Here is a 16,699-nt window from a genome sequence, read left to right as displayed (position 1 = left end):
CGTCGGGTCGACGGCCCGGGACAGGGGATGCACTGTGGGGATGCCTGCTGAGTTGGATCAGGATTCGCTGGCGGTCTACCGCGCGATCCTGCTCCACCAGGAGCAAGCGGTGCCCGAGCTCGCCAAGTATCTGGCGATGCCCGAGGAGCGGGTGGTGAACGCGGTGGAGCGGCTGATCGCGCTGACCCTCCTGAAGCCTTCCTGGGACCGGCCCGGCAGCCTGCGGGCGGTGAGCCCGGCGCTCGGCCTGGAAGTCCTGGTCCAGGCCGAACAGCGCGAACTGGCCGCCCGGCAATGGCGGATCGAGCAGCACCGCGCCGCGCTCGCCGCGCTGGCCGCCGAGTACTCGGCGCAGGGCGCGTCGGGCGGCCTGACCGGAACGGAGCGGCTGGTGGGGATGGATCAGATCCGTACCCGCCTCGAAATGCTGTCGCAGGAGTGCCGCATCGAGGCCCTGGCGTTCCACCCCAGCAATGTGCTGTCCGTGGAGGGCACCGAGGCGGCGCAGCCGCTCAATCAGCGCGCGCTGGACCGTGGGGTCGTCTTCCGCAGCATCTACCTGGACAGCATCAGCAAGGAGCGGGCCACCCTGGAGTACGTCCGGTGGGTGAAGGAGCGCGGCGGGGAGATCCGGACCGCGCCGTCCCTGCCGATGCGGCTGCTGATCGTGGACGGGGCGTCGGCGGTGGTGGGTGAGGGGTTCGAGCAGGGCCGGCCGACCGCTCTGGTGCTGACCAATCGGGCGATCGTGGCGGCGATGACCGCGCTGTTCGAGTCGTACTGGGAACACGCCACCCGCCTCGGCACGCCCGCGCCGCCGCGCAACGGTGGCCTGACGCCACAGGAGCACGAGCTGGTACGTCTCCTGGCGTCCGGCGCGAAGGACGATGCGATCGCCCGCACCCTGGGCATCGGACTCCGCACCGAGCGCCGCATGGTCGCCGAACTGGCCGACCGTATCGGCGCGTCCAGCCGCTTCGAGTTCGGCGCGAAGGCGGCGAGAGCAGGCTGGATCTGACCCGTCCTGCACCAGGAATGCGGCCGGAGCCGAACTCACCGGCAGGAATGCGGCCCCGAGCCGAACTCCTTGGCAGCAATACGGCGTTGATCCGCCCTACTGACTGAAACCCAGGAAGACGAACAGCACGCCCAGGAGCGTGAGCATCCCGGAGACCAGGATGCCGAACAGGCTCCCGAACAACGGGGCCCAACTCCCCCCGGACCCCATGATGGTCGCGGTCCGAGCGGGGTCGGCGGGCCGGTACCGGACGGTCACCGCGTTGCCCTCCGCGAGCAGCATGGCGTCCTCCTGGAACTCGATGTACTGCCCTTCGAGCGTGGTGAAGCCATGGACGTGGTGCCAGTAGGTGTCGCCGTCGCTGCCGTTGGTCGAGAACCTGCGTACACAGCGCCCTTCCACGGCGATCCCGCGCCGCACCGTGCGCACGCGCCCCATGAGCTGCCGCGTCAGGAAGAAGCAGAGGCTGCCGCAGGCCGCCAGAATGCAGACCCCCACCCAAAATATCGTCACCCCGTCAGGCTACGAGCCCGCCGGAGCGGCCCCGGCAAGGGGCCGGCAAGGGGCCGGCCCACCGGGTCCCACCCCTGACAGAACCGACAGCACAACGGCCGGCCACTGCCCAGAACTGAGACTGATGACCGGCGCCCGACCCGCGCCCGGCGCCGACGCCGTATCCAGCGAAAAGCAAAACCCCCAGGTCACGGCGAGTGAGTCCTGGGGGTTCTACAGAGCCGCCTTCGGGATTCGAACCCGCGACCTACGTAAATTGAGCCTGCACGATCACGACGGGCAGAGATTCGTGATCACGTTGGATTCGGTTTCCCCTGGTCAGAGACTTGCCAAGCTCGGCAGCGTGCTGCCCCGTCCAATGAGTGCTGGACTGTCCGCCCCGTCGCTCGTGCAGATCCGTACATAGCCCACCGTTGCAGCCATGAGATTGCCTACGCTCACTCAGCGCCGTCAGCCTCATCCTCAAGCTCTTCCACCGCCGCAGCGACGCTCGACATGAAGATGTGATGCTTGTCATCGTTCGCCAGATAGGTCACCAGGTTCTCGCGCAGCCGCTGCGTCCCCAGGTAATAGTCCCGAAACGCCTTCGAGACCTCCTCTGCCACTTCGCGGCTGGGAGGAACAGGGATACGGATTTCCTTATACCGTCGGCCGACGTCTTCACGGTTGGTCTGCATAAAGACGACGCGATCCCACTGCCGACGCACCGCCTTCAACGTCATTGCCCACAGGAGGTAGAAGTTATCGAAGGGAGCGGACTCTGAGGCCCGCAGAACCAGAACCTCCTTGGTCAGCACGACCCTCTCTTGCCCCGGCATGACTACCGCAAAATCGCCGATGTTCTTACTGGTGCGGATCGGGGTGATCAAATCATATTCTTTGAGCCCGGATTCGCTCCCCCTCCAGAAACGCTCGGCAACCACATCGGGCACACGATTCGTCGGATTGATATTCACCTGCCCGGCGCGAATATCGGAGACTTTAATGTAAGGGACGTGACCGGTTCTAAAGTCTGCTGACGGGCTTCCATGCCCATGCATCGAGATCAGCAATCCATCGTCAACCAGCTCTCCGATGGAAGCACTTGCGAAACCTTGCATTTCTGGCGCATCCATCAGCGTGAAGAAGTTACGCACTGAACGTTCATCGAAATAGTTTGGAACGGCGATCAGCTGCTCAGTGAGCTCACCGCTCTCCACCCAACGACTCGTGTCCGTCGTACCGAACTCGTCCACCAGAGCAGTGACATCTGCGGCGATCTGGTCGTCGATCACGCCCGTTCGAGTTCCAGTATCAGCAGCAACGACGAATAGATCTTCGCCGTCCTTGTTGATACCTACGGTCGGGGCGTAGGAGACGAATACCTGACCTTCACGGAACCAGGCGGGCCTATGCACCATGGAAATCACTTCTTCTCAAAGACGTAGAAGTTGGTCTTTGCTCGGCAGAACCCTTGAAAGGCTTCCATGGGAATATTGAGGACGCCCCGCAGGATGAACCGGTCGCTCAGCCATTCTGGTAGCCACTTATATGTAGGCGAAAAAAAGTAAGTTTCCGGCAAAATAATGCCGAGCCTGCCCCCCTTCATCAGGAGTCTGTGCGCTCGCTCGAGAAAGACAAGCCCAATTTCTAGATCTGCATACTCGCCCGGCTTCCGATTGGCTGCTGCCGCGATGCTGTAATCGTTACGGCGCGCATCAATCTTGCTGACCTTCAGGTTCTTACCGAAGGGCGGGTTTGTGATCACCACCGTGAACGATTCGTCACTAAGAGGCCGCTCAAGCTGAGGATAATCCTTCGCCCACCGGTCCCCCCTTATCGAATCGCCAGTGTGCACATTGACAGATCCGTCACCAAGACCCACCATGATCGCCCGAGTGAGCTTGACGTTGATGGAATCCTTATCCACTCCGTAGACGTTCCTGTGGGCCCAGGTTCTCGCTGCAGCAGCAGAGTCGCCAGCAGGGATCCGATCGACCAGCGAAAGGAATGCTTCGGTGAGAAATCCTCCCGTTCCACATGCCGGGTCGATGATCCTGTCTTCCAGGCGAATATCCATCATTTTGACGGCAGCGGCGATGACGCGCTGCGGGGTGAAATACTGCCCTTCCCCCGCCTTCAGGTTTGCCCGACGAAACACCTGAAAGGCGGAGGAAATCGCCTCAGGCCCCGCGTCATTCAGATTCAAATTAGAAAGCTCATACACCGCTTCCTGAATGGTGTGATCATCCAGCTCGAGGGCACCTTCGCGATGGTCAGCAAAAACTTCTGGTCGAAATTTCTTGAGAGCATCAAACTGTGCCCGCATGGCCTTACCCGTCGCGACTTCGCCCCCCTGAGAGAGTTGGAAAGCGACCGGCTTACTCGGGTCGTACGATGCGTTTGAATCTGACTCCAGCTTAAGTAGCAGGAGGTTGCAAAGTTCGTTAAGTTGCGCTTCTGAACGGGTTGATTGACTGTCTCTCGCAACCACGACATCCAACAGTCGCCCAAAGATTGACCGCAGCTGTCCGCTCTTTGGCGTAACCAAGTCTTTGAATGTCAACGGCTTCTTGGAGGGGCGCGTAAATCCTTCCCCAGGCTGCGGCAGGCCGCGGTTTCGGACACACTGAAACCTGCCGTCGGCCAACTTGTAGACCCTGGCGTCATCGGAACCATTGGTCCAATAACCCATACGCGCACGCGGTTCACGGCTGAGATAGATCTCAAGCTGAGAAATGCCGGCATCGATCGTAGGCTGTTTGAATTCGCAGATGACCAGGACATGTTCCCAATCACCTGCATTCTGCACATCATCAAAAATAGCCAGATCTACAGGCCAACCAGCAAAGGACTTGCCGTCCTCCCGCTTCGCAGCGTCGTGGGGTGACTGCGGTACGCGCCATTCAGGCTTCCACTGCAGCTGGGCCGAATCCCAACCTGCCTCCATGAGGCTCTTGAGTACCGGCGCCCGCACCTGCTGGTGCTCGGGGCCACTGGGAGTACGCGTAGAGTCATCCGTCACGGCACAACCTTAGCCGCCCGTCGCAAATCGCCGCCGCCAACCGCGAGTACGCCGCGGGGTGCGCGCAGGGCCCCGAGCAAGATCAGGCCAGGGGGCAAGCAGACCTTCGGGAGTAGTTGATGCGGAGTGAGTGTGGCGTTGGGTAGACGCCCCCCGGCCCCGTCCGGTGTAACTAAAGACGGCCGAACTCATAACTAGCAAGTTCGGCCGTCCAAGATGCCCTGAGACATCACGCTCGTAGCGGGGACAGGATTTGAACCTGCGACCTCTGGGTTATGAGCCCAGCGAGCTACCGAGCTGCTCCACCCCGCGTCGGTGCCCTAACCATACGGCATGCCGGCACCGACCTTGGCTCCTCTTCTCGGGGCAGGCCTGCCACCCACCGCTCTGTTCAGCCTTGGGGAAGGAGCGCCGTCTGCTTGCCACCCGAGGATTTGGCAGCGGCCCCGAGCACAGAGTTGACCGTCGCGCGTAGGGTGCGAGCTTTGCGGTAGCGCCTGGTTCTCTTCGACCTCGACAACACGTTCGTGGACCGGCGGGGAGCGCTCGTCGACTCGCGGGCCGGCTTCGCCACCCGCCATGGTCTGGAGGTGGAGGAGCAGACGTACGTTCTGAGCATCGTGGCTGAGCAGGCGTATCCATCCACCCTTGGGCGCGTCCGCACCGGTACCGACTGCGCATGGTCGACTGCGGAGTTGTGACAGACGTGCTGCACCGATATCGCGGCCCCGGTGTCGTGCCGCCAGGCCGGGGTCCTCGACAGCTTGGAAAAGCTGCGTGCGGCACGCCGGCAGGTGGGGGTGGCGACCAACGGCGCGGCGGTACCCGTCGCGCCGTTGCTACGGACTACCGATATGTCCGAGCGCATGCAAGGCGTCTTCGTCTTCGAGGAGACTCACGCGCGCAAGCCGCAGACTCGGCGCTTCCCTGTGGCAGCGGCCCACTGCGGCACCGTACTTGGCGACGGAGGTCGAATGGTCGGGGGTACCCGTTCCACGGTATCGGGCGGACGGTCCGCGGGGCCGCGAACCATTCGGTCAGGACCTGATCGGCCACCTGACCGCCAGCGAGTGGTTCGACCGATGGCCCACGCTAGGGTCATCCGCAAGTCGGGGGCACAGCCGCTACTCAACCGAACATCCGGCTTCATCTGGAGCCTCGGATCGGCCACCACCATCTCGGTCGGCTGCGCGCGAGGCATCTCAACGAGATGCTCACGGCCGTCCTTGACGCCAATACCAAGATTCTTGAGCAGAACGACCAACCCCGGGACCCCGGCCGAGGGGTTGACGATCGTGCCGTGGAAAGGGACCAACAACGATGTCATGCCGCCGTTCATGCGTGTGACCGGTCCGGCTCCCCGGCTGCGTATCAAGACCACGCTGCGATCCGCGTTGAACGACGAATCGGGCAACAGACCGTCACCTTCCCCCCGGTCGCACATGTCGACATCGACCCCGTGCGTATGCCCAAGGCCCTGGTGTGGACGGACGAGCGGGTCGCCAAGCGGGAGCGGATTGGCGAGCAATCGTCGCCCGAGATTGTCTGAGCACCTCAACGAACGGCGTCCTCCTCGACTTCGTCGCCGAGGACCGGTTGTATGCGATGTGGCACCTGATCGCCTTCCGCCACCTCCGCCGTGGCGAGGCGTGTGGGCAGCCGTGGTCGGAGACGAACCTCGACACCCACTCCCTCACCGTGTCCTCGCAGCTCGTGCGGGACGGCTGGAGGTTGAGGCGCCCAACCCCAAGACCAACAGCGGATACCGCGTGATCGCGTTCGACGACAACACCGGCAAGGCCTTGAAGCAGTACCGAGAACGGCAGGACGCAGACCGCAAGGAGTGGGGCTCGGTCTGGGTCGCGACCTGCCATGCCTTCACTCGGGAGGACGGCTCCTCGCTCCATCCCGGCAAGTGGCCTTCCTCTTCGAGGTGGCTCGTCTGGCTCCGACCTCCCCGGAAACACCGCCCGGAACCGCCCTGCTCATGGGTGCGGCTGCGGCCAGCGGCGTACGGATCGCAGCGTTCCAACCGGGCCCGCCGTTCACGCACGCCAATGGCCGCGAGCCGAACTGGCGGAACCTCATGATCCAGTACGCAGCCGACGCTCACCTCGACAACAGCGACGCCGCACTGTCCTGGCTGGCCACATGAACCTCGACGAGATCGTCGGCGAGTACCAGACCTTGGTCCTGGAAGGCTGCGACGGAGTCGGCGAGAGCACGCTCGGCGAACGCCTGTCGACGGACCAAGACTTCGCCGTGCTGCACTCTTCGAAGACACCCGACCATCTCGACCTGGGCACCCGCTACAAGAACATCCTCGTTGGCCCGGGCGGATCCTCTTCGACCGGTGTTTCATCGGTGAGCTCGTCTACGGCCCCCTCCACCGGGGCCGGTCCCGGATCAACTGGAGCCAGGCGATCGACCTGGCCGAGAACGTCATCGAGCGTTCCGGCGTGCTCATCCACCTGACCGCACCAAGAGCGACGAGGCCAGGAAGAACGCTCCGCCTGATTTAGGCGTGAAGGAGCCCCGGTCAATAGAAATGCGACCGCGGCGGGGGCGGTTCCGCCGCAACAGGGCGGTCGCATCGCCTGGTTGGTCCCTATGCCGCTGTCGGCTTCACCGCGTTACCAAGGGGTGCTCGACCCAGCCGCGGCCGGGCTCCGCAGAACCCGTTCCTGCCGGGCTGGTGACGGGGCAGGGGACGGCAGCAAGCCACCCCGCTCGCCGGCCCATCGGGGTCCGCGGGCGGTCTTTCACTCGGGCGATGAGGTACGTGCCTTCTGTGCCGGTACGCCGGCCAGGGTCAGACGCGGTTGGAGTGTGTATTGCGCGCGCGTGCTGTCCTTGATGTGGTCCAGCGCTGCGAGAAGGGCAATAAGCGGTTCGTCAGCATATTCAAGTTTGACGACTTGACCAGAATGCTCAAGGTATACGGAGGGCGGGAGGGCAGCGCCGCCATCCTGGCTGGCGGAGTACATCATCCAGGGACCCAAGCGTCGCAGCAGAGGCGTCTTAATTTCATGCACCTCCGTTCAACGATGTTGTTCTGCGAAAGGATTGGACCATCTGGGGGCCCGGGCACAATTGGAGCGAGGCGCGGGGGGCGGGCCGGAGCGCCCAATCGGGTGGCGATTCGATCGGGGCGGAGCCGAACGGGTTTCAAGGCGTTAGGTGTGCATGGAACCTAGGCAATTGTGGGAACGCCATGCAGTGCTTGCGAAGGCGTTTTGTATGAGCGACGACCATGTGCGGGAAACCCAGGTGTCGCTGGACGAGGCGCAAGCCAATCGGAGCCAGACGCTGGCCGCGTTCGCCGTCACGGTGGGCAGTGACGGGGTGGTGGCGGGGCTGCTCGGGCTCCACGAGCGGGAGGTGCGGCAGGCCCGGCGCTCCGTGGGCAAGGACAATGCGCGCAGTGTCGCCGATTCGCTTCTCGTGCCCCCGCCGCGCCAGCAGGACGAACTTGTACCGGAGGCGTACGAGGCGTGCGAACCGCCGACCGCGGGACACGCCTACGCCCCGCCATCGACAACGCCTCCTGCGGGGACGGGTCCGCAAGGGCAGGCTTACGGCAGGGCCCAGCCTGCTCAGGGGCAGGCCGGCCAGGCTCCACCCGCACCGGCTCAGCCCGCTCAGAATCAACCCCAGCCTCCGGTTGCGCACGAGCCGTATGACCATCCCGCGCCTCCGCCTGTCAGGCCGTCCGCGCCCTCCTATGCTGCGGGGGGTGGGCAGCCGTGGACGGCGGCGCTGGACGCGTTGCTGGTCAACAGCTGGCAGCAGGGTCTCGACCTGACTGTCCTGGCGAGTCAGTTCGGGCTGGAGCTGGTGCAGTTGGTGTCCCGTGTGCAGCAACTGTCCGCCGAGGGGCGCCTGAGCGAGCAACAGGCCCGGGAGACCGGCCGTCACCGCCGCTCCCGGGGCCAGGCTGGACACGAGGAGGACTCTGGGTACGACGAGGACTCGTCCGATCACCGCAGGTACGCGTCCTCTGGCGTCGGCGCCGTTCCGCCCCAGCCGGTAGCAGGCCACCCCGGCGCCTGGACGCAGGAATACTACGAGCCCTACGTTCCGGCAGACCCCCCGACCGTTGCCTACAACTGGGACGGGATCCTGAACCACTGGCAAATGGCTCACCACGCGCCGCAGTAGGCCCGCGTACGGCGGCCGGCCAGACGGTTCGTGCCCGTTGGCCCGGCCGCCGCCGCGCACCTCTTGCGCGTGCCAGCCCGGGCTTGGGCGCACTGCCCGGGGCCGGCCGAAAGACCCATCGCACGAGCTGCAATATGCTTGGATAGTTACCCGTTCGGCATTGAGCCGCACAGGACTCATGAATAAACGTTATTTCATGCCGCAGACCGACGGGCGGCTCCGCCCCCTGCGCGCAATTCATGAAGCGCCTCCCTTATGCGCCTCTATTGCGCCCCTGCTATTCGACGTAACATCTCACGCAGAAACGTTATTTCATTTTTCTGGCAGGGTCGGATGCCCGCTTCGCTCGTTTCTCCAACGTCCAATATGTGCAAAGCCAGGACTTTCGGAGTGAAATCGCTATGGCTGTAAGCTGGGCGAGACGTATCGCCGTCATCGAGCCCGCCCCCAGAACAGTGCGGTACGCCAGGTATCTCGCGCCCCACTGGAAAGGTCTGACCCGCCTGGAGAGCGATAATTGTATTGGCCTCCTTCCTGCGGTGCTGCTTTTCACTCTGGCCGCCCTGACTCTTTTCGGCGCGGGCGGCGCAGGTCTTGCATGGCTGGCCGACGAACTGACCGGACACCGCCGGCTCCCGTACCTGTGGCTGGTCTTCGACGCCCTCGCCGGTGTATCGCTGGCCCTGTCGTACTGGCTGGTCAGCCGCCACGCCCTGCGCTTTTACGAGGTGGAACCGTCCTCGTCGCCCACCTGGCGCCACGTCACGATCGCCAACACCGCCTGGCGGTGCCTGCCCGCCTGCCACCGGGACGCCCAGAAGCCACGGCTGCGGGCCATCAACACCGCCGCGCGCTTGCTACTCACCGACCCGGACGACTCTCACACTCACCGCGTTCTCACAGAACACGCTGATGCCCTACGTCAACTTGCCACCACCGTGCTCCATGAGACGCAACAAGCCAAGCCGGACATCGAAAGCCCGGCCCTCCCCTTCGCCCGCTCGCGGCGATCAAAGGCAGACCAGACTGCGCCTGCGCGCGCACAGTAGCCCCCGCTCGCCAGGTGCACGGCGGGGCAGCCGCTACGACTGACACCCGCACAAGGGTGCCGTCCTCGCGATGCCGCGACCCGCTCAGGCCTGCGCATGGCGACAGCTTGGCTCGACGCACGCGCCGGCCGCTCTGGGCCCCCGAGCCCGGGCGCCGCTGCGGTAACCGTGCGATCGATGGTGGCGCAAGCGCCGAGGAGTTCAGACACGTGGATGTGCCGTGAGGTGCGCCAGCGGCTCACCACCGCCATAACAGGGCCGCAGGCGCACCAACGCTCTCTACCCGTGGCCCTGTGTCCTGCGCGAACTGTCAGTTGTTTCTGGGGTGCGGTGGCTCTACGCGCCCCCTTCGCGCCGGGGTGCATTGATAACACCGTCCTGGCAGCCCGTGCCTGAGCCGCGCGTCGCCGCCCGCGCATGCCAGGAGGAGCAGGGCGCGGTCGTCGGTCGTCGGGGTGGTCGGCGCCGGGTTGGTGGTTGAGGAACAGTCGGCACAGGTCGTGCCCGGTCATGCCGGCTCCCTGGTGGGCCGCCCACCGGTATCGCGGAGATCGCCGTCGGCGCTGTTTCGGTGAGTCTGCGTAGGCCTGCGTCGAGGGGTTCGTTGCAACGTTCGATCAGTGCGTCGCGGCGGTGGACCTCGACACCGGGCTGGAAACGGCTGGCCTGGGCGCGGACGCGGGTGGGGTGGAGGGACCTCATCTTCGGTAGGTTCGCGTCCCTGGCCACCGCCGACTCTGGATGCCGTCCGCACTGCCACTCTCCTCCTCGCGCACGGCGTCCGTCCCGCCGCGCGAGGAGCCGGCGGGATCACCCGCCGAGTGATCGGAACGATCGACCCTGCCTCGGCGAGGTTGGGCGTCAGCTCCCTGGTCCGCGCGTCGTACCGCTATTGGCGACTGTTCGGCGAACCGAAAGTCCCATGGCAGGCCGTGACCATGGCCATCGAGGAGGAGCTGGGCAGCTGAAGGAAATCTTCTGGCGTGCCGAGCTGCGCCGCCCATCCGCGTAACCCGAGTCCGGGGCGCGAACCGACGCGCGGGAGGGAGGCCGCTGCTCGGCTGTCGCCCGCGGCGCTGTCCCCAGGATGTGGAAACGGCTGAAAGTTGGTCGACCGAGCCGCTGAACGCGCAGGTCGCTGGCTTCCAGACGCATCGACAGGAGAGGCCCACTGACTGAAAGCCTGTCGCCTCTGGTGATCGTTCAGTGACGTTGTGTCAGTGTCGCGTGCTCTCATACGACCTGTGCGGGGACAGGCCGACGAGCTTGGGTCGAGGGGTGTTCATTCATGAAGTTACGAGTACCGGCGTGCAAATGGGGAGGCTTTAAGGGCGGCAGCGCGTTCGATGGTGAAGCAAAGGTCCTGCCATCGCCATCGTGCCAGCCCGCCCCCGCCGCTCCAGATCAGCCGGGGGTGGCACTGTGAGCCGCCGTCGCCCCGTACGGCGTACCTACCGGCGCCGCCCGGTCCGCCGTCGTTCCAAGAGGCAGGACGAGCGAGCCACCTTGCTGGTGACCGCGGTCATCGCGGTCGGCCTGGTCGTTGCCGTCGTGCAATGGCTGCTCGCCCATTGGTGGATCCTCGCACTTGCTGCCTTGGTCGCCGTCGGCACGGGTGGCCTCTGGTTCCAGCAGGTCCGGCAACGGGGCGAGTGGGCACGAGCACGCACCCAGGCCCTGCGGCTGCGCATCGCCGAGATAGACGCCCTGGATCACCGCGCGTTCGAGTTCGCCATACGGGACTTGATGCGCCGGGACGGGTGTAAGGCTGAGCAGCTCGGCGGTGCTGGCGACAATGCCTGTGACGTTCGCGCTGTCGACCCTGTCGGCCGGGTCTGGGCCATCCAGTGCAAGCACCGCCGGGACGGGGACCGCGGCTCCGCCGTGGGCGTCGGAGTGCTGCAACAGGTCAACGGCACCGCCCGGCAGATCCACGGGGCAGACATCGCGGTCGTCCTCACCAACGGCCGCTTCTCCTCAAAGGCCATTCCCTGGGGGAAACAGAACCGGATCCATCTCGTCGACCGCCGCGTGCTCGGCGAGTGGGCCGCAGGATCACGTCCGCTGTGGGACCTGCTCGACCGCATCCCGCCTCCCCGCCGGCCGACAGCTCTGTCCTGACCACGCGTTGGTGCAGTGGCGTGCTCTTTCGGCTCGCGTCCGGGCACTGCAGGGTGCCTCCCCGCCGGCCGTCACACGGTGCGAAGTGACGTGGCTTCCTTCGCATGCGCTGCGCACGTGCCACGTAAATCAGGCCCCAGGCAGGAGCTCTATCGCCAACTCCCGGTAACTGGACCATTACAGCGCCTGGTTCGGGCTATGCAGGAGGACCGGGAGATTCGATGTCATGCCTGATGGGAGGACTGGGCCAATGAGTATGACGATCAACGTGGCGGTCCTGCTGGCCGTCATCATCTTCGTGCGAATACGCCGACGCGTGCAGGCCCGAAGTCGGTCCGACCAGTGGCTGACCGTGGTCATTGTGATGGTGTTCGGCCTGTTGGTCGCCCCGACGGGCTTTGGGCAGGGCGTCTTGAACGCCGTGGGCCAGGTCGTGCAGAACATCTCGCAATCCGGCAGGCCGTGAGTTCCCTGGTGCCCCTCCCACGCTGAATGGCCCATCATCCTTCGGGCAGCGTCTTGCCACCTTTGCGCCAGTTCGCCAGGGGCAGACAGGAAGAACCCCCAAGGGGGACTGGTGCGCTGCCGCAGGGCATGTCAACGTACGACGTTCCTGCTGGAAGACCGACCTCAAGCCCTCGGAGGCGCCCCTGCACCCGCACCATTCCGACGATCCCTCCCGCCCTGACTCACAGGGCCCGGTGTACTGGGTCGCCCCACGCCATCTGGCCGGTGACGACGGTACTTTGGCCGAGCGGATCGGCGACTGTCTGACCAGCCTGGGCTGGCGGATGTGGCCCACTGCCCGGCACACCCTGCTGTACGTGAGCCCGGACGAGCTGTGCGGCGCCGAGTGGCTCCTCGCGGCCTCGCCGTTCGAATTGCGTGGACTGCCTGTCGCCTGGCAGCTGAGCGCCCGCCCGGATGCCGGCTCTGCGATGACGGAGTGGAACGCGTACTTCACCCCTGGCGTCCCGTACGAGGCACTTGCTGATCTCCTCGTGGCGATCGACGCCCACCAGGTGCCCGACGCCGGATTCGAGGGGCCCGAGACGGTCCTGAACGCGCTCGGTGCCCAGGGCTGGCTCCGCGACGTGGACCGGCCACGCACCACCACCGCCGTGGACCCCGGGTTCTCCGGCAGCGTCTCGCTGGAGCTGTTGCCGCCGCTCGTCCAGGATGCCGACCCGCGCCCTGACCTGGTGGGTTGGCAGGCGTGGGCGTAACCCGTTCTCGGCGCCCCGTATCTGTGGTGCGCCAGCTTCAGCGCCAGCGTCCCCCACGACCTGGTCGCCGCGTTCGCTGGCTCGCTCGCCTCGCCGGTCCCGGTGCCCCGCCGCACTCTGCCCGCGAGCGCTGGGAGCCGGCTCAGCATCGTCCGCCGCAGCTGACGATCCGCGCCCCCAGAGCTGCTGTGCTGCTTGTCGCTGTTTTCCCTGAGTGGCCCGTTCCCCGTGCCCGTCAGATGACCGAGATGGAGAGTTCATGTTCCGACGCCGTGCCCGCGCCGAGCGCGAGTTTCGTGAGGCCCAGCGCGAGGCACTCGCACTGCTGCAGATGCACGCACACGAGCCGCCGCCGTTCGACACCGTCCAGACCGAGGCACCGGCGCCGAGCGGTTCGGACCTGGGGACGATGGCGCCTGATTTCCTGCCACCGGACTTTCGCGCGCCTGCCCGCCAGGACGTCGCCGGATTCATGATGCGCTGGGACCGGCCGCTCGTCATCGATGGGGAGGTCCGTGAGTGCCGCGAGTGCGGTGCGTACCGGAACTGGATCGTGTTCAACATGCGCGACGGGCTGCGCTGCATGGCGGGCCACGAGACGAAGGAGACGGGCCTGGACACCGCCTGGTACAACCGCAACTCAGGCCCGGTCGACCACTTCCACCCCACCCTCGACGACGGCCTGCGCCACCTCGGCCACTGACCTCGCGGGCCCCCTCGCCCCTACCCCTACGCATCGCCGGCGCCCGGAGGGCAGGCCCAGTCAGACCATCCCACCGCATCAACTTTGGGATATCGCATGCGTCTTCACACCACGACAGTCCTCAGCCTGAGTGCCGCCTTGTGCCTCCTGGCCTTGGCGGGCTGCTCCACTGGCGACGCGCCCGGCGGCACCCGGGGCTCCTCGGCCACCGCGCGACAGGAGGGCACGAGCGCCGCGGCACCCACCCTGCTCTCCTCGGCCGTGCTGAGTGAGTGGCTCCTCGACGCGGGCGATCTCGGCGAGGGCTACATCCACAGGGCGGAGCAGCCCAAGCGGCATGACGACGTCACGATGATCGGCTGCCAGCGCTGGAGAACCTCGGAGGCGAAGCTGCGGTGGGCTGCGGCTTCAACTTCCCGCGCAAGGCGAAGGCGTCCTTCACCTACGTGGGCACCAGCGGTTCAGAGGTGACCGAAGAGCTGTCCAGCGACACTGAGGACAAGCCTTCCAAGGGCATGGGCCGGATCTCCGACGCGATGGTCACCTGCGCCACGCATCAGGTGGTGGTTGGCGATACCCCCAGTCACGACTCAGGAGGTGCCTGCCCCGAGGCTGGGTAACGAGCGGTGGAGCCAGCTGCTCACTTTCACCAACGGCGGGTGCCGCAGCGTGCGCAAGCAGGCGGCTGTGCGGATGGGGCGGTGGTCGTGGTGGTCTCCGGCAGGCGGGCCCTGGTTGACGCCCACCCGCATGAGGCGGTCGCGAAGCTCGGCGCGTAGCCGGGTCGTCGGTCAGCCGACGACGACCTGGATATGGTGCTTGATCTCGTCGGCGATCCGCGCGTGGTCTCCGGTGGCCGGGATTCGCCAGTCGGTGTCCATCTCCCGCTCGTAGGCGAGTTCGGAGGTGAAGCGGATGAGGTCGGGTGCGGGGAGATACGAGTCGCGAAGCCACAGGATGAAGGTGGCGGCCTCGTCGACCGTGGTCGAGCTCAGTGCGATCGTGGCGCGGGATTCATTGTCGGCGAATCCGTCGAACTCCTCGCCGTCTGCGGTCATGGCCCAGAACGACAGGCGAGCCGCATGACCCTCTTCCGACTGGTAGCGCACCTCAGGAAAGGCGTCGTCGAGCGCCTGGCCAAATGAGGACAGGTCCAGGTTCCACCCTTGCGGGTTCTTCGCCGGCGCGTACAGCAGGTACGCGGTGTTGTACTCGTCGAAATCCACGGGGGTGCTTCCTCTCGGTTACGGGACGTACTGCGAGGTTCCCTTGACGCCCTGCTGCGCCATGAGCGTCTGCCAGTAGGCCGCCGCGTCCTTGTCGTTGGTGACGATCGACAGTCCGCGGATTTCCTTGTGGGCGGTCATGGCGTCGCGGTACTGGCCGACTTCACCCTCGTCCAGGCCCTTGAAGAAGGACCCTTTGTTCCACTTCTTCTTGCCGTCGGCGCCGTACTTGTCTTCCAGCTGGTCGAAGGTCTCCGGCTTGCGCCAGCAATCCTTGCCGTCGTTCTTCACGTACTTGGAGTCGATCATGTAGCCGTCGACGGGTCGCATTCCGTCGGCCGCCTTGAAGGGTCGCTTGGACGTGGGCAGCAGCGGGATCTTGCGCTCGGGGTAGCCGGCCGTCCTCAACTGGTAGGCGTTCTCAGGCGAATTGGGGGTCTTCGCGTTGCTGCCCAGGCCGAGTGGTTTGAGGGTGTTGACGAAGGAGACGAACTCTTTCCGCTCGTCGATGCTCAGCAAGCGGGTCGTGCCCGGGACCGGGGGCACGGGGTCCTTGATGGGGATGCTCGGGTCGGGATTGACGTACGACGCGGGCATGATGCCGGACGCGCCGCCTCGGTAGGAGGCGACAAGCACAGGAATGCCCTCTGGCAGCAGGCCGGGCACGAGCGGCAGCCCGGGAAACCACGGGCGGTTGTGCGAGCCGTCGGGCAGCTTCACCCGCGCTTCGGAGGTGTCGAGGGCGTGGGCGACGTCGCCAAGCCTGTGGATCCAGGGGTCGTCGAGGACCGCGTCCTTCAGCCCGCCGTCGTACCCGTTCCCACCGAACATCGGGGAGTCCCAGGGCATGTCCAGGTGGAAGGGGTCCAGTTCGTGCTGCTGGATCTTCTTCTTCGCGTCCTCGACATGGTCGGCGTAGCGGTCGCACGCCTTCGCGAGCTGGATACAGGCAGCGACCAGATTCGCGACCAGGGTCTCGTCCGGGTGCGCGTTGTCCGGCGGTGCGGCGAAGCCCACGAAGTTGTTGAAGTACTTGCGGAACGTATCCGCGGCCTCGCCGCTGTGGGCCTTGTCCGCGGTATGCGCGCACGCCTGGGCATCCTCCAGGAAGCGCACCATCAGCTTCCCGCCCCGGCGCCACGACTCCGCGACATCACGCAGTTTCTCGGGCGAGCCCCGGAACCGGCTGCTCCTGCCTCCTGGCGCGTACTGGTCGAACCATGCGGTGTCCCCGACGACCCCTTGAAGCTCCTGGCCGCGCCCGAGGAAGCTTTCCTCGCAGTCCTCGTACGGATCGCCCATGCTGTCGGTCATGTCGACCTGCTGGCCCAGGATCTGCGAGGCGATGTGGCTCTCCCTGGCCATGAACTCACGTGCCGTGTGCATCAGGCCGCGGCCGGTCTCGCTCATGACCAGAGCGCTGAAACCCATCTTGTCGAGGGTCGTGGAGGCTGCGGACTCGTAGACCTTCGCGAACTCGCGGCCGGCGTCGTCGTCTCCCGCCACGCCCTTCTGTCGGTCCAGGTCGTGGAAGAGCGCGATGGTGGTGTCACGGGCGCCCGGCATCACCGCCTTCACCATCTCCATGGCCGCGCCGATCATGTCCTTGGTAATCATGCCGAGATCGGCAGGCATCTCCATCAGCTTCGCCTCCCCGTTGACGAGACTCGTGCGCCAC

The 16,699-nt window shown here is 65.6% G+C and carries 15 protein-coding genes, 1 tRNA gene and 1 pseudogene; 11 read left to right on the top strand and 6 right to left on the bottom strand.

Annotated elements, in window-relative coordinates:
• Positions 1–40: 40 nt before the first annotated feature.
• Positions 41–1,018 (top strand): LuxR family transcriptional regulator, encoded by a 978-nt coding sequence (locus tag ACGFW5_RS21055; RefSeq protein WP_393835783.1) that lies wholly within the window; start codon positions 41–43, stop codon positions 1,016–1,018.
• 96 nt (positions 1,019–1,114) lie between these two features.
• On the opposite strand, the gene ACGFW5_RS21050 is transcribed toward ACGFW5_RS21055, so the two are convergent.
• The 4 genes from ACGFW5_RS21050 to ACGFW5_RS21035 all read right to left on the bottom strand — a co-directional run bounded on the left by ACGFW5_RS21050 (position 1,115) and on the right by ACGFW5_RS21035 (position 4,847).
• Positions 1,115–1,531 (bottom strand): DUF3592 domain-containing protein, encoded by a 417-nt coding sequence (locus ACGFW5_RS21050; protein WP_393835782.1) that lies wholly within the window; start codon positions 1,529–1,531, stop codon positions 1,115–1,117.
• A 437-nt stretch (positions 1,532–1,968) separates the two neighbouring features.
• Complete coding sequence (locus ACGFW5_RS21045; RefSeq protein ID WP_393835781.1) at positions 1,969–2,931, bottom strand: hypothetical protein; 963 nt, start codon at positions 2,929–2,931, stop codon at positions 1,969–1,971.
• Positions 2,932–2,936: 5 nt separating this feature from the next.
• Positions 2,937–4,535 (bottom strand): class I SAM-dependent DNA methyltransferase, encoded by a 1,599-nt coding sequence (locus ACGFW5_RS21040; RefSeq protein WP_393835780.1) that lies wholly within the window; start codon positions 4,533–4,535, stop codon positions 2,937–2,939.
• Between the two features lie 238 nt (positions 4,536–4,773).
• Positions 4,774–4,847, bottom strand: a tRNA-Met gene (locus tag ACGFW5_RS21035).
• A 215-nt stretch (positions 4,848–5,062) separates the two neighbouring features.
• On the opposite strand from ACGFW5_RS21035, the gene ACGFW5_RS21030 reads away from it, so the two are divergent.
• The 10 genes and pseudogenes from ACGFW5_RS21030 (at position 5,063) to ACGFW5_RS20985 (ending at position 13,795) form a co-directional block, all read left to right on the top strand.
• Positions 5,063–5,236: a hypothetical protein gene (locus tag ACGFW5_RS21030; protein WP_393835779.1), complete on the top strand. Its 174-nt coding sequence runs from the start codon at positions 5,063–5,065 to the stop codon at positions 5,234–5,236.
• A gap of 1,214 nt (positions 5,237–6,450) precedes the next feature.
• Positions 6,451–6,690 carry a hypothetical protein gene (locus tag ACGFW5_RS21025; RefSeq protein ID WP_393835778.1) on the top strand — a complete coding sequence of 80 codons (240 nt, stop codon included), beginning with the start codon at positions 6,451–6,453 and terminating at the stop codon, positions 6,688–6,690.
• A complete protein-coding gene (locus tag ACGFW5_RS21020) occupies positions 6,687–7,010 on the top strand; it encodes a hypothetical protein (RefSeq protein WP_393835777.1) in 324 nt (107 codons plus the stop codon). Before ACGFW5_RS21025 ends, ACGFW5_RS21020 begins: the two co-directional genes overlap by 4 nt.
• 765 nt (positions 7,011–7,775) lie before the next feature.
• Positions 7,776–8,696 carry a hypothetical protein gene (locus tag ACGFW5_RS21015; RefSeq protein WP_393835776.1) on the top strand — a complete coding sequence of 307 codons (921 nt, stop codon included), beginning with the start codon at positions 7,776–7,778 and terminating at the stop codon, positions 8,694–8,696.
• A gap of 539 nt (positions 8,697–9,235) precedes the next feature.
• Complete coding sequence (locus ACGFW5_RS21010; protein ID WP_393835775.1) at positions 9,236–9,745, top strand: hypothetical protein; 510 nt, start codon at positions 9,236–9,238, stop codon at positions 9,743–9,745.
• Between the two features lie 821 nt (positions 9,746–10,566).
• Positions 10,567–10,713, top strand: coding sequence for a hypothetical protein (locus ACGFW5_RS21005; protein WP_393835774.1), 147 nt, complete (start codon positions 10,567–10,569; stop codon positions 10,711–10,713).
• Between the two features lie 544 nt (positions 10,714–11,257).
• A complete protein-coding gene (locus ACGFW5_RS21000; protein ID WP_393835773.1) occupies positions 11,258–11,866 on the top strand; it encodes a restriction endonuclease in 609 nt (202 codons plus the stop codon).
• Positions 11,867–12,116: 250 nt separating this feature from the next.
• Positions 12,117–12,332: a hypothetical protein gene (locus ACGFW5_RS20995; RefSeq protein ID WP_393835772.1), complete on the top strand. Its 216-nt coding sequence runs from the start codon at positions 12,117–12,119 to the stop codon at positions 12,330–12,332.
• Positions 12,333–12,567: 235 nt separating this feature from the next.
• Positions 12,568–13,257 (top strand): annotated as a pseudogene (locus ACGFW5_RS20990) (DUF317 domain-containing protein).
• A gap of 94 nt (positions 13,258–13,351) precedes the next feature.
• The gene (locus ACGFW5_RS20985) at positions 13,352–13,795 is read left to right on the top strand and encodes a hypothetical protein (RefSeq protein WP_393835771.1); all 444 of its coding nucleotides are present in this window, start codon (positions 13,352–13,354) and stop codon (positions 13,793–13,795) included.
• A 791-nt stretch (positions 13,796–14,586) separates the two neighbouring features.
• On the opposite strand, the gene ACGFW5_RS20980 is transcribed toward ACGFW5_RS20985, so the two are convergent.
• Together ACGFW5_RS20980 and ACGFW5_RS20975 are read right to left on the bottom strand one after the other, a co-directional pair.
• On the bottom strand, positions 14,587–15,021 hold the full coding sequence (locus ACGFW5_RS20980; protein WP_393835770.1) for a hypothetical protein: 435 nt from the start codon (positions 15,019–15,021) through the stop codon (positions 14,587–14,589).
• A gap of 18 nt (positions 15,022–15,039) precedes the next feature.
• On the bottom strand, positions 15,040–16,662 hold the full coding sequence (locus ACGFW5_RS20975; RefSeq protein ID WP_393835769.1) for a restriction endonuclease fold toxin-2 domain-containing protein: 1,623 nt from the start codon (positions 16,660–16,662) through the stop codon (positions 15,040–15,042).
• Positions 16,663–16,699: the final 37 nt, after the last annotated feature.

This window comes from Streptomyces sp. NPDC048416 (assembly GCF_043200435.1).
In the GTDB taxonomy this organism is placed as follows: Bacteria; Actinomycetota; Actinomycetes; order Streptomycetales; family Streptomycetaceae; genus Streptomyces.
The sequence above is the reverse complement of the archived record's forward strand: the minus strand, read 5'-3'. Positions and strand labels throughout refer to the sequence as shown.